Origin of the sequence: Streptomyces sp. NRRL F-6492, from assembly GCF_001280125.1 — a bacterium.
Taxonomy (GTDB): Bacteria; Actinomycetota; Actinomycetes; order Streptomycetales; family Streptomycetaceae; genus Streptomyces.
In genome coordinates, this window is record NZ_LGEG01000080.1 from 102,237 (window position 1) to 115,115 (window position 12,879).

At 74.6% G+C, this 12,879-nt stretch carries 10 protein-coding genes; 3 read left to right on the forward strand and 7 right to left on the reverse strand.

Annotated elements, in window-relative coordinates; translation table 11 throughout:
- Window positions 1–15: 15 nt before the first annotated feature.
- Window positions 16–873: an NmrA family transcriptional regulator gene (locus tag ADL08_RS09310; RefSeq protein ID WP_053641597.1), complete on the reverse strand. Its 858-nt coding sequence runs from the start codon at window positions 871–873 to the stop codon at window positions 16–18.
- 95 nt (window positions 874–968) lie between these two features.
- On the opposite strand from ADL08_RS09310, the gene ADL08_RS09315 reads away from it, so the two are divergent.
- A complete protein-coding gene (locus ADL08_RS09315) occupies window positions 969–1,901 on the forward strand; it encodes an AraC family transcriptional regulator (RefSeq protein ID WP_053641598.1) in 933 nt (310 codons plus the stop codon).
- A 37-nt stretch (window positions 1,902–1,938) separates the two neighbouring features.
- Here ADL08_RS09315 and ADL08_RS09320 read toward each other — a convergent pair whose 3' ends face one another.
- Together ADL08_RS09320 and ADL08_RS09325 are read right to left on the reverse strand one after the other, a co-directional pair.
- Window positions 1,939–2,403 carry an RICIN domain-containing protein gene (locus ADL08_RS09320; RefSeq protein ID WP_053641599.1) on the reverse strand — a complete coding sequence of 155 codons (465 nt, stop codon included), beginning with the start codon at window positions 2,401–2,403 and terminating at the stop codon, window positions 1,939–1,941.
- 124 nt (window positions 2,404–2,527) lie between these two features.
- Complete coding sequence (locus tag ADL08_RS09325; protein ID WP_078968258.1) at window positions 2,528–4,015, reverse strand: PLP-dependent aminotransferase family protein; 1,488 nt, start codon at window positions 4,013–4,015, stop codon at window positions 2,528–2,530.
- A 46-nt stretch (window positions 4,016–4,061) separates the two neighbouring features.
- On the opposite strand from ADL08_RS09325, the gene ADL08_RS09330 reads away from it, so the two are divergent.
- Window positions 4,062–4,514, forward strand: coding sequence for a carboxymuconolactone decarboxylase family protein (locus tag ADL08_RS09330; RefSeq protein ID WP_234352066.1), 453 nt, complete (start codon window positions 4,062–4,064; stop codon window positions 4,512–4,514).
- A gap of 101 nt (window positions 4,515–4,615) precedes the next feature.
- Here ADL08_RS09330 and ADL08_RS09335 read toward each other — a convergent pair whose 3' ends face one another.
- The 3 genes from ADL08_RS09335 to ADL08_RS09345 form a co-directional block, all read right to left on the reverse strand.
- Window positions 4,616–5,410 (reverse strand): aldo/keto reductase, encoded by a 795-nt coding sequence (locus tag ADL08_RS09335; protein WP_053641614.1) that lies wholly within the window; start codon window positions 5,408–5,410, stop codon window positions 4,616–4,618.
- 274 nt (window positions 5,411–5,684) lie between these two features.
- Window positions 5,685–7,508 (reverse strand): AMP-dependent synthetase/ligase, encoded by a 1,824-nt coding sequence (locus tag ADL08_RS09340; RefSeq protein ID WP_053641601.1) that lies wholly within the window; start codon window positions 7,506–7,508, stop codon window positions 5,685–5,687.
- Between the two features lie 316 nt (window positions 7,509–7,824).
- Window positions 7,825–8,691, reverse strand: coding sequence for a LysR substrate-binding domain-containing protein (locus tag ADL08_RS09345; protein ID WP_053641602.1), 867 nt, complete (start codon window positions 8,689–8,691; stop codon window positions 7,825–7,827).
- Window positions 8,692–8,812: 121 nt separating this feature from the next.
- On the opposite strand from ADL08_RS09345, the gene ADL08_RS09350 reads away from it, so the two are divergent.
- Window positions 8,813–9,913 (forward strand): bile acid:sodium symporter family protein, encoded by a 1,101-nt coding sequence (locus ADL08_RS09350; RefSeq protein ID WP_053641603.1) that lies wholly within the window; start codon window positions 8,813–8,815, stop codon window positions 9,911–9,913.
- 58 nt (window positions 9,914–9,971) lie between these two features.
- Here the strand turns inward: ADL08_RS09350 and ADL08_RS09355 are convergent, their stop codons facing one another.
- Window positions 9,972–12,182, reverse strand: coding sequence for an FhaA domain-containing protein (locus ADL08_RS09355; RefSeq protein WP_053641604.1), 2,211 nt, complete (start codon window positions 12,180–12,182; stop codon window positions 9,972–9,974).
- Between the last annotated feature and the right edge of the window lie 697 nt (window positions 12,183–12,879).

Below are 12,879 nucleotides of genomic sequence, written 5' to 3' on the forward strand. Positions count from 1 at the left end.
CCGCAGACACACGCCCTAGGACGCGCCCCCGCCCCACGTCTCCGACGCGAACGCGGCGAAGGAGCGCGGCTCGCGGCCCAGGACCCGCTTCACCCCGTCCGTGGCCGAGGAGTTGTGGCCGTCGAGGAGCGTCGTGAACAGGGCCGCGAGCCAGGCCGCCTCGGCGGCCGGCAGCCCGAAGCCGGTGAGCAGGTCCGCGTAGGCGGCCTCCGGCACCGCCCGGTAGACCACCGGGCGGCCCGAGGCGCGCGCGATCTCCGCCGCCACCTCCGCGAAGCCCACCGGGCGCGGCCCGGTCACCTCGTGCACCAGACCCGCGTGACCGTCCGCCGCCAGGGTCTCCACGACGACGTCCGCCAGGTCGTCCACGTCGATGAACGGCTCGGCCGTGTCCCCGGCCGGGAAGACGACCTCGCCCTCCGCGACCCCCTGCGCGAGCAACCCCTCGGAGAAGTTCTGCGCGAAGAACGAGGCCCGTACGACGGTCAGTCCGGCCCCGGCCCCGTCCCCCTCCCCGGCGGCCGCCGTACGGAGGGCGTCCTCCGCCGCCACGGCCGTGGGCTCCCCGCGCCCGGAGAGGAGCGTGATCCGCCGCACCCCGTGCTCCGCGGCCAGCCGGCCGAAGGCCTCCATCGCCTCCACCGCGCCGGGGGCGGCCAGGTCGGGGTAGTAGGCCACGTACGCGGCGTCCGCGCCCCGCAGCGCCGGCGCCCAGGTCGCCGGGTCCTCCCAGTCGAAGCGGGTCGTGCCGGTACGGGACCCGGCGCGGACCGTCGCCCCGCGCGCCGCGAGCCGTTCGGCCACGCGCCGCCCGGTCTTGCCGGAGGCGCTCGTCACCAGGACCGTCTGTGTGTTCCGCGTGTGCGTCGTCATGGCCCAAGACTCCCGCCCACGGGCCCGCGGGCCCATGTCGCACCGTCTCACGTCCCTGCGCGTGCGTCTCACGCGCTCGCCTAGGCTTGCGGACCATGGACCCACTCGCCGGACTCCTCGACGGGCCCCGCGCCAAGGGCGCCTTCCTGCTCCGCATGGTCATGGAGCCGCCGTGGTCCGTCCGCGTCGAGGACGGCGCCCCGCTCTGCCTGATGTGCGTCACCGGCGGCGAGACCTGGATCGCCCCCGGGACCGGCGCGCCCGTCCTGCTGCGCCCCGGGGACATCGCCGTCGTCCGGGGCCCCGAGCCGTACACCGTCGCCGACGCCCCCGGCACCCCGCCCCGCGCCCTGATCGGCCCCGGGGGCGACTGCACCACCCTCACCGGGGAGCCCCTCGACCAGAGCATGCGGCTCGGCGTCCGCACCTGGGGCAACGCCCCCGACGGCGGCACCACCGTCCTCGTCGGCACCTACCGGATGGACGGCGAGGTCGGCCGCCGGCTCCTCGACGCCCTGCCCGGCTTCCTCCACCTGCCCGCCGACGGGTGGCACTGCCCCCTCGTGCCCTTCCTCGACGAGGAGGTCTCCCGCGACGAACCCGGCCAGAGCGCCGTCCTCGACCGGGTCCTCGACCTGCTGCTCATCTCCGCCGTCCGCGCCTGGTTCTCCCGCCCCGGCGCCGAAGCCCCCGCCTGGTACCGGGCGATGGGCGACCCGGTGGTCGGCCGGGCGCTCCGGCTGCTCCAGGACGACCCCGCCCACCCCTGGACCGTCGCCTCGCTCGCCGCGGGGACGGGGGCGTCCCGGGCCGCGCTCGCCCGCCGGTTCACCGCCCTCGTCGGGGAGCCCCCGATGGCGTACCTCACCGGCTGGCGGCTCGCGCTCGCCGCCGACCTGCTGCGCGGGACGGACGCCACCGTCGAGTCCGTCGCCCGACAGGTCGGCTACAGCGGCGCGTTCGCCCTGAGCGCCGCCTTCAAACGGGTCCGGGGCCTCAGCCCGCAGGAGCACCGCGCCGGGGTGTGAGACGACGCCCGGCCGGCTCCTCGACCCGGCCGGGGGCTCAGGACACCGGCTCCAGCCGCCACCACTGGAACGGGGAGTCGGTGTCCTCCCACTGCCGCACGTCCCCGCCGTCCTCCTCCGAGCCGTCCGCGACCTCCAGGAACAACCCGCTGACGAAACTCACGAGGGTCACGGTGCCGGGCGACTGGAGGTCCTGCTCGATGATCCACTCCTGCGCGCCGAAGTTGTTCGCCCGCCACTGCTGGACGCGCGCGCCGTTCTCCGTGGACGCGTTCGCGACGTCGAGCCGTTTCCCGCTGGCCGCGTTGACCAGGTGGTAGAGCCCGCCGCCGTTCGGCACCGCCGTGATGTGCCAGTGCTGCCCGGGAGTTCCGTTCCCGGCGCCCTGCTGCACCTTCGCGCCCGCGCGCGAGGACCCCTCGTACACCTCCAGGAGCAGCCCGCTGGCCACGTTCCGCACCCGGTAGAGGCCCTCCTCCACGAGCTCCGGCACACCGCTCACCGCACCGACTCCTCACTCTTCGCCGACCGATCGGGACACGCGGCGCCACGGCCGCGACCGGCCCCCCACGGGCCGCCCCCGACTCTACGTCCGGAGTCCGGCGACGGGCTCCGGACGGGCCCCCTCACGGGGGGTCGGGCAGCGCCAGGCACAGGGCGTCCAGGGCCGCCGCGAAGGCGTGTTCCGGCGGTGTGCCGTAGCCGACGACCAGGCCGTCGCGCGGTGGCATCGCGCTGTCGGGATGGCGGTAGGGGCGCAGTCCTTCGAGGGCGAGCCCCTGCCGCCTGGCCGCGCGCAGCGCCGCCTCCTCGGTCCCCTCCGGGAGTTCGAGCACGGCGTGCAGCCCGGCCGCGATGCCGCTGACCCGGATGTGCGGGGCGCGTTCGGCGAGGGTGCGCACCAGCAGGTCGCGGCGGCCCCGGTAGCGCTGCCGCATGCGCCGCAGGTGCCGGTCGTACGCGCCGTGCGCGACGAAGTCGGCCAGGGTGAGCTGGTCGACGACCCCCGCCCACATCTCCCGCGCCCCCTTGGCGGCGACGACGTCGTCGACGAGCCACCCCGGCAGCACCATCCAGCCCGTCCGCAGGGCCGGCGACAGGCTCTTGCCCGCCGAGCCGATGTAGACGACCCGGTCGGGATCGAGCCCCTGCACGGCGCCGACCGGCTGCCGGTCGTAGCGGAACTCGCCGTCGTAGTCGTCCTCCACCACCAGACCGCCCGAGGAGCGGGCCCAGTCGACGACGGCCGCCCGGCGCTCCGGGTGCAGGGGGCCGCCGGTGGGGAACTGGTGCGCGGGGGTGAGCAGGACGGCCCGCGCGCGGGTGCCGGACAGTTCGCCGACGTGCGCCCCCCGGGAGTCGACCGTCAGCGGCACCGTGGACCGGCCGGTCTCCTCCAGGACGCCCCGGTGGAACGCAAGCCCGTACGACTCGACCGCGACCGGCCCCTCCAGGAGGCCGCCGAGCAGCCGCAGCCCGTGGGCGAAACCGGAGCAGACCACGATCCGGTCGGGCTCGGCACGCACCCCCCGGGCACGCGCCAGGTACTCCGCGAGCGCCTCCCGCAGCTCCGGCCTGCCCCGCGGATCGCCGACCCCGAAGGCGTCGTGGGGGGCGGCGACGACGGCCCGGCGGGCGGAGGCGAGCCAGGCGGTACGGGGGAAGGCGGTCGCGTCGGGGGAGGTGGGCATCAGGTCGTGCAGGACCCGGCGCGGGGTCATGCGCCGCGGTCCGGACGCCCGGCCGGAGGGGGCGGCGGCACGCCGGGCGACCTGGGTGCCGGAGCCCTGGCGGGCGGTGAGCCAGCCCTCCTCGACCAGTTCGGCGTAGGCGGCGGCGACGGTGTTGCGGGCGATGCCCAGGTCGTGGGCGAGGCCGCGGTAGGGCGGCAGCCGGGTGCCGGGGGCGAGCCGGCCGGAACGGACCGCCTCCCGCAGGGCGTTCATGAGCCGGCTCCGCAGGCTTCCCCCGCCCGACAGCTCCAGGTGGAGGTCGGTCCCCGCGACCGGGCCTCCCGGAACGTCCGCGCCGGGATCCGGCGGCGCCTGCGCGCCGGATCCCGGCCGGGGAGCGGAGTCGGGGGGCGCCGGACGATTGGCCCGTGTTTCTGCCATGGAAATGCACCCTATCGTGGGCCGTTTCCGCTCGTAGGGTCATGGCATGACAACGTTTCAGGTACCCCAGCGCATGGACTTCCCCGCCGTCGCCCCCAAGGTCTTCAAGGCCGTCCTCGCCCTCGACGCCGCCGCCCGCGAGGGCCTCGACCCGGTCCTCCTCGAACTGGTGCAGATCCGCACCGCCCAGATCAACCGCTGCGCGTACTGCCTCGACTACCACACGTCCGACGCCCGCAAGGCGGGCGAGAGCGAGGAGCGCATCCACCAGCTCCCCGCCTGGGAGGAGTCGAGCCTCTACACCGAGAAGGAGCGGGCCGCCCTGGCACTGACCGAGGCCGTCACCCTGCTGCCCGGGGGAGTGCCGGACGGGGTCTACGACGAGGCCGCCCGGCACTTCGGGGAGAAGGAACTCGCCCAGCTCGTCGCCCTGATCCTCACCGCCAACGCGTGGAACCGCATGAACGTCGCCACGCGCAGGACCCCCGGCGCCGCGTAGCCGGCCCCGGCACGCCCGGGGGGGGTGTCTGCCACCCCCGAGGGGCGCCGGGGCCCGCCGACACGGCCCCGGCGCCCCCGGCGCGCTCCGTACCCGTACGGTCAGGCGCCGACGCTGAACTCCGCCGGGTCCGGGCCGAGGCGCCGGTTCTCGTCGAGGGCGGCGATCCCGGCCAGGTCCTCGTCGTCCAGCTCGAAGCCGAAGACGTCGATGTTCTCGGCGATCCGCGAGGGGGTGACCGACTTCGGGATCACCACGTTCCCCAGCTGGAGGTGCCAGCGCAGCACCACCTGCGCCGGGGTCCGGCCGTGCTTCTGCGCGATCGCGACGATCGCCGGGACCTCCAGGAGCCCCTTGCCCTGACCGAGCGGCGACCACGCCTCGGTCACGACGCCGTGCCGGGCGTGCGCCTCGCGCGAGGCCTGCTGGGAGAGCTGCGGGTGCAGCTCGATCTGGTTGACGGCGGGCACGACCGAGGTCTCGCCGATCAGCCGCTCCAGGTGCTCCGGGAGGAAGTTCGAGACGCCGATCGCCCGGGCGCGCCCGTCCGCGAGGATCTTCTCGAAGGCCCGGTACGTGTCGACGTACGCGTCCTTCGCCGGCACCGGCCAGTGGATCAGGTACAGGTCGACGTGGTCGAGGCCCAGCTTGTCGAGGGAGGCGTCGAAGGCGCGCAGCGTCGTGTCGTAGCCCTGCTCGCTGTTCCACAGCTTGGTGGTGACGAACAGGTCCTCGCGGGCGATCCCGGACCGGGCGACGGCACGGCCGGTGCCCCGCTCGTTCTCGTAGATCGCGGCGGTGTCGATCGAGCGGTAGCCGGCCTCCAGGGCGGTCGCCACGGCCTTCTCCGCCTCGTCGTCCGGCACCTGCCAGACGCCGAAGCCCAGCTGCGGCATCGGCACGCCGTTGTTCAGGGTGACCTGGGGAACCTTGCTGTCCGTGCTCACGTGAGGGAGATCCTTACGTCGTGTGAGGTCGTACGGGGTACTCCCAGCGTCAACGATCACGGGCCGCTCCGCATTCCGCGAGACGCGTTCCGGTTGTCCGGCCGCGTCCCCGTCCCGGCCGCGCGGGGCTCCGCTCCGGCCGTGCGGGACCTCCCGTCCCCGGAGTACGGGGCCCGCCCGGGCCGTACGGGACCCGTCCCGGCCCCGCGGGACCTCCCCCGCCTCAGCCGTACAGCGCCGCGACCTCCGTCGCGTACGCCCGCTCGATCGCCCTCCGCTTCAGCTTCAGGGAGGGGGTGAGCAGCCCGTGCTCCTCGCTGAAGGGGTGCGCCAGGATCCGGAAGGTCCGGATCGACTCGGCCTGCGAGACCAGGGTGTTCGCCGCGACCACGCCCCGCCGGATCTCCGTCTCCAGGGCCGGGTCGCGCACCAGCTCGGCCGGGGCGAGCGGCGGCCGCCCCTGCATCGCGAGCCAGTGCTCCACCGCCTCCTGGTCGATCGTCACCAGGGCCGCGACGTACGGCCGGTCGTTGCCGACGACGATGCACTGGGCGATCAGCGGATGCGCCCGCACCCGCTCCTCCAGGGCCCCGGGCGCGACGCTCTTGCCGCCCGACGTCACCAGGATCTCCTTCTTGCGCCCGGTGATCGTCAGATAGCCGTCCTCGTCGAGGCTGCCGATGTCCCCGGTGGCCAGCCACCCGTCGCTGAGGACGGCGGCGGTCGACTCGGGGTCGTTGAGGTAGCCGGAGAAGACCTGGCCGCCGTGCAGCCACACCTCCCCGTCCTCCGCGATGTGCACCGTCGTCCCCGGCACCGGCTGCCCGACCGTGCCGTACTTGATCCGCTCGGGCGGGTTCCCCGTGGCCGCCGCCGACGACTCGGTGAGCCCGTACCCCTCGAAGACCGTGACCCCCGCGCCCGCGAAGAAGAGGCCCAGCCGGCGGTCCATGGCCGAACCGCCCGACATCGCGTGCCGGACCCGCCCGCCCAGGGCCCCGCGGACCTTCCCGTACACCGTCTTCTCGAAGAACTGGTGCTGCACGCGCAGCGCCGCCGACGGGCCCGGCCCGCGCCCGAACGCCTTCTGCTCCAGCGCCTCCGCGTACGCCACCGCCACTTCCACGGCCTTGTCGAAGGGCCCCGCCCTCCCCTCGCCCTCCGCCCTGCGCCGCGCCGCGTGGAAGACCTTCTCGAAGACGTACGGCACGGCCAGGACGAAGCTCGGCCGGAAGGCCGCCAGGTCGGGGAGCAGTTCGGCCGCCGCCATCACGGGCTGGTGCCCCAGCTTCACCCCGCCCCGGACCGCCGCGACCTCCACCATCCGCCCGAAGACGTGCGCCAGCGGCAGGAACAGCAGCGTCGAGGCCGGTTCCCCCGGCCGGGAGCGGAACACCGACTCCCAGCGGCCCGTCACCATGTCCGTCTCGAACATCAGGTGCGAGTGGGTGATCACACAGCCCTTGGGGCGGCCGGTCGTCCCCGAGGTGTAGATCACCGTCGCCACCGTCTCGGGGGTCACCGCCCGCCGGTGCCGGTGCACGACCTCCTCGTCGATGCCGGCCCCCGCCGCCGTCACCTCCGCGACCGCGCCCGCGTCCAGCTGCCACAGCCGCCGCAGCAGGGGCAGCCGGTCGATCACCGAGCCGATCGTCATGGCGTGGTCCTCGTGCTCCACCACGCACGCCGTGACCTCGGCGTCGTGCAGCATCCAGAGGACCTGGTCGGCGGAGGAGGTCGGATAGACCGGCACGGGCTGCGCGCCCAGCGTCCACAGGGCGAAGTCGAAGAGCGTCCACTCGTACCGGGTGCGGGCCATGATCGCGACCCGGTCGCCGAACCGCACCCCCTCCGCGACCAGCCCCTTCGCGAGGCCCACGACCTCGTCCCGGAACCGGGCGGCCGTCACGTCCCGCCACTGTCCGTCCGGCCCCTTGCGGCCGAGGGCGATCCGGTCCGGGTCGGCCGCGGCGTGCGCGAACACGGCGTCCGCCAGACCGCCGATCTGAGGCGCCGCCTCGACGGGCGGCACGGTGAACTCGCGCACTGACCTGCTCCTCGACGGCTCGATGGCTGAAAAAGCCCGTTGGTCGCTCTCCGCACGGCGCGGGTGACGGTACCCCACCCGACTGCCCGGCGGGAGGACCTTCACCAAGCCGGGACATTCACCGTTCCCACAGGTCAGAATGGGTGGAGGAGCCAAGTCGGAGGCGCGGCGGGGGTATTGCGTACCACCCGGTACGTCCGCCGGGCGCGAATCTCCACGGAATCTGTACGGACCGCTCACGCGGGGGCGCCGGACGCCGGGCGGGAGGCTCCGGCGGCGGGGGCGCCGGACGCCCGGCGCCGGGCGGGAGGCTCCGTCAGCGCGGGCGGTGCAGCCGGTCGCCGCCCGCCAGGATCGCCTCCGCGAGCGCGTCGGCCGCCTCCTGCGTCTCCCCGCCCCGGCGCCCCTTCCGCAGGACGAAGCCCACCTCGCCGAGGTCCGGGAGCCCCGCCCGGGCCGGCACCGGGACGAGCCCCGGCGGCACCAGGCCCCGGGTGTGCGCCATCACCCCGAGCCCCGCGCGGGCCGCGGCCACGTTCGCGCTCAGACTGGAACTCGTACAGGCGATCCGCCACGCCCGGCCCTGCGCCTCCAGCGCCTCCAGGGCCCGCGCCCGGGTGATCCCCGGCGGCGGGTACAGGATGAGCGGCACCGGCCGGTCCGGCTCGATCCGCAGCCCCGGCGACCCGATCCAGACCAGGGAGTCCTCCCAGACGAGGCGGCCCCCGCTCTCCGTGCCCCGCCGCTTGGCGAGGATCAGATCGAGCCGGCCGGCCGCGAGCCGGGCCTGGAGCGTCCCCGACAGCTCGACCGTCAGCTCCAGGTCGACCTCGGGGTGCTCGCGCCGGAAGGACTCCAGGATCTCCGGCAGCCGGGTCGTCACGAAGTCCTCCGACGCGCCGAACCGCAGCCGCCCGCGCAGCCGCGTCCCGCCGAAGAACGCCGCCGCCCGCTCGTGCGCCTGGAGGATCGTCCGCGCGAAGCCGAGCATCGCCTCGCCGTCCTCGGTCAGCTCCACGCGGTGCGTGTCCCGGCTGAAGAGCGGCCGCCCGGTCGCCTCCTCAAGCCGCCGCACGTGCTGGCTGACGGTCGACTGGCGCAGCCCGAGCCGGTCCGCGGCCCGCGTGAAGCTCAGCGTCTGGGCCACGGCGAGGAAGGTGCGCAGCTGGGTGGGCTCGTACACGGGGCGAGGTTATCGCGGTGCGCGATGACAGTCAGAGCGCCGTACGGGATTCCCGATCACCGGGCCGTGGCGCAGGATGGACGCACCCGTGACCCGCCGCAGCGCACAGACAGTGGAGCCCATGACCCCCCGCACCACCGGCCGTCTCCTCCGCCCCCTGTCCCGGCTGCCCGTCGACGGGTACGTCCTGGCGCTGCTCGGCACGGTCGTCCTCGCCGCGCTCCTGCCCGCCTCCGGGACCGCCGCGACCGTCGTGGAAGGGGCGTCGACCGGGGCCGTGGCCCTGCTCTTCTTCCTCTACGGGGCCCGGCTCTCCACCCGCGAGGCGCTCGACGGCCTGAGGCACTGGCGGCTCCACCTCACCGTCCTCGGCTGCACCTTCCTGCTCTTCCCGCTCCTCGGCCTCGCCGCGCGCGGACTCGTCCCCGCCGTGCTCACCCCCCAGCTCTACGGCGGTCTCCTCTTCCTCTGCCTGGTGCCGTCCACCATCCAGTCCTCGATCGCCTTCACGTCGATCGCCCGCGGCAACGTGCCCGCCGCGATCTGTGCCGGCTCGTTCTCCTCGCTCGCCGGCATCGTCCTGACGCCGCTGCTCGCGGCGCTGCTCCTCGGCGGCAGCGGCGGGGGCGGCCCCTCCGCCGACGGGATCCTGAGGATCGTCCTCCAGCTCCTCGTGCCGTTCCTCGCGGGCCAGTTCCTGCGCCGCTGGGTCGGCGGCTTCCTGGTCCGCCGCAAGAAGGTCCTCGGGCACGTGGACCGGGGGTCGATCCTGCTCGTCGTCTACACGGCCTTCAGCCAGGGCGTGGTCGCCGGCATCTGGCACCTGGTGACCCCCGCCCGGCTCGGCCTGCTCCTCGCCGTCGAGGCCGTCCTGCTCGCGGTGATGCTGGCGGTGACCTGGTACGGGGCCGGGCGCCTCGGCTTCGACCGGGCCGACCGGATCGCGATCCAGTTCGCCGGCTCGAAGAAGAGCCTGGCGGCCGGGCTCCCGATGGCCAGCGTCCTCTTCGGCCCCCAGGCCTCCCTCGCCGTGCTCCCGCTGATGCTCTTCCACCAGATGCAGCTGATGGTCTGCGCGGTCGTCGCGAAGCGACGCGCGCACGACGGGGAACCGGAGCGGGGCCGGGCGGCGGACGAAAGGATGGCGGACGAAAGGGCGGCGGACGAACGGACGCCGGACACCCGGGGCGCGGGCGCTCCCGCCGCCGTGCGGGAGCGCTGAACCCCGTCGGGCCGCGACGGCCGGCGGCGGATCCGCCACCGGCCGCTGTGGCGACGGATCAGCCCCAGGCGGGGGTGGCGAACATGCTGGCCGCGTTGAAACCCGAGTGGGGGTAGGAGGCGCCCCAGCCCACCGCCTCGGGCTGGGTGCGGGGGAAGTCCGCGGCCACCAGCGTCGCCAGGTCGAAGTAGGCCTCGCGGGTCCGGGGCCTCAGCTGCTCCAGATCGACCTCGGCGCCCGTGGCGAGGTGCTCGTCGAACGGGATCGACACCACGCCCCGGCAGCGGGAGCGGAAGTGGTCCACGACGTCGTTCACCTTCACCATCTTGCTCTTCTGGCGGGCCTCGGAGATCACGGTGATGCTCCGCTGGACGAGGTCGTCGTAGCGGTGCGCGCTCAGCCAGTCCAGGGTCGTGCTGGCGCTGGTGGCGCCGTCCACGCTGGGCGTGGCGATCACGATGAGCTGGTCCGCGAAGTCCAGGATGCCGCGCATCGCGCTGTGCAGCAGACCGGTCCCGGAGTCGGTCAGGACGATCGGGTAGTGCTGCCCGAGGCAGCTGACCACCTGCCGGTAGTCCTCCTCGTCGAACGCCGTGGAGAGCGCGGGGTCCGCCTCGTTGGCGAGGATCTCGAGCCCGCTCGGGGACTGGGAGGTGAAGCGCCGCACGGCCATGTAGTTGTCGATGTTCGGGAGCTCGGCCACGAGGTCGCGGATGGTGGCGCCGGTCTCGCAGCGCACGCGCCGGCTGAGCGTTCCCGCGTCCGGATTGGCGTCGATCGCGACGACCCGGTCCTGGCGCTCGGTGGCCAGGGTGGCGCCCAGGGCGGTCGTGGTGGTCGTCTTCCCGACCCCGCCCTTGAGACTGATGACGGCGATCTTGTAGGACTTCGTCACGGGGGTGCGGAGGATGGCCAGCTTCTGCTGGTGCGCCCGCTCCGCGCTCCTGCCGCCGATGCGCAGCCGGCCGAGACCGCGGCGGTCGGCGGGCCGGGAGCGCAGCAGGCGCTCGGGGGAGAGGTCGACCGCGGCGCTGAGACCCAGCGTCCCGGCACGGCCGCGCTCAGGCCCCGGCCAGTGCCCCTGACCGTGGTGCGCCGGCGGGCCGTAGTGCGGCGGCATGGCGGGAGCGCCGTACGGCACGTGTGCCTGGACGGGATGGGAAGGGGGCGCGGGCGGCTCCGTGAGGGGGGCCGGGGGACGGTGCTCCGCCGCGCCGCGCGGCGGCAGGGCGCCGTACGCGGCTCGCGCACCGGCTCCGGAGTCCGTCGGCACGGGACCCCGGGCCCTGTCGGCGCCGCCGGGCACGGGCGGCACGGGCGGCGTCGGGCCGGGACCGTCGGAGCCCTTCCGCCTCCTGCCGGGCGGGGGGCTGTCGGCGGAGGGGTCGCGATCGTTGGTCACAGCGGTTCCTTTCGCATGGGTGGGACGTGTGTCGGCCGCCGGGCCGTCCGCCGGGTCGACGGTCCGACGACGGCGGTTCTCCCCGGCCGGCGGCCGGGTCTGCCGACGGGGGGCGGCACGCCCGGGAAGGGGAGCGGGGCTTTCCGCGGGGGCGGGTCCGGGACGGACGTCCGGTGCGGGGCGCGGGGCGCGTTGTCCGTGACCGGACCGGGGCAGGACGGTCACGCCCGCGCGGTCCGCCGCGGGCTCCGGGGGACGGGCCGGTCCGGACGACGGGGCGAGGGGACTCGGCGGGTCGGCACGGACGAGCGTGCCGTCCGGGGCGAACGTCATGCCGAAGGAGACGAACTGCTCCACCGTCAGGACCTGCTTGTCGGCGTACGGGACGGGCGGGGGCGCCTGCCACGGCGGGGTCCTGTCGTTGCCGGACCCGGCCGACGACGCGTGCGCGGCGCGGTAGTGCTGACCGCTCCGCAGGGTGTGCTGGACTTCGAGCGGCACTTCGAGCCGGCTGCGCACGCGGAAGTGCCCGGCCTTCAGGTTCTCCGTCCGCTGCAACTGCACCTTCAGGGGTCCCACGAACGAGTAGCACTGCTCCTCGGCGTACTCGCGCAGCGTCAGGACCAGCTCCTCGCCCAGCATGACCAGGCACGCGCTCTGCAGTTCGTGATCGCCCGGACTGAGCTCGACGATGAAGCCGTTGGGGACGATGACGCAGTCCCGGTTCCAGATCCTGGCGTTGATGTCGCACTCGCGTTTGAGGGCGCCGATGAATTCCATGGGTTGGACGGCGGATTTGAAGACCTTGGCGAAGGTTCCGTTGACCAAAGCCTCGAAGCGCCGCTCGATCTTGTTCAGCGGCCCCATGACAGCCTCCGGGGGTGCCGATCTGCCAGGTAAGGCCAGATGAAGTGACGATTACTTATAGTATTTATATAGCCACGGATGGTGACGGTGTGTGGTGCCCTGCCGTAATTCACCGGATCGTGGCGGGGCCGGGCCGGTCCGGACGGTGTCCCGGCAACCCGGACGATGCCGCTGCGACCGTCGCGAACTGGCCGTTTCGCCTGATAACGCCCCCGGCGCCGCTGCGCACCCGCCGCCGGGGGCGTCCGTCCGAGCGGAGCCGAACGGGCCTGGGGGCGGACGCCCGCGGCCCGGACCGGTGAAGGCCGGTGGGACGAGTACGGTTCCCTCCGCACCGGCCCGCACCGGAACCGCCCGCCATCGCGGCAGCCGGTCCCGCCCCGGAACCGGCGGCGGGCAGGGCCTTGCCACTCCGCACGCGAACGCTCGGCGCACGAGCCGGGACACTTCCGCGCGCCGCTGCTCCAGGGAGCCGACGAAGGCATCGGCGTGCGGCCGCCGCCGTTGCCGTTGCCGTCGCCGTTGCCGTTGCCGTTGCCGTTGCCGTTGCCGCCGACCGTCCGGATCGGCCCGGCGCCGTACGCGATCCCGGAAAGCACGGCCTCCGGCCTGGCTCGCGCACGGCCCCTGGTCTGGCCCGCGTACAGCCCCCGGCCCGGCCCGCGCCCCGCCCCGGCCCGCGCCCCCGCACCGACCC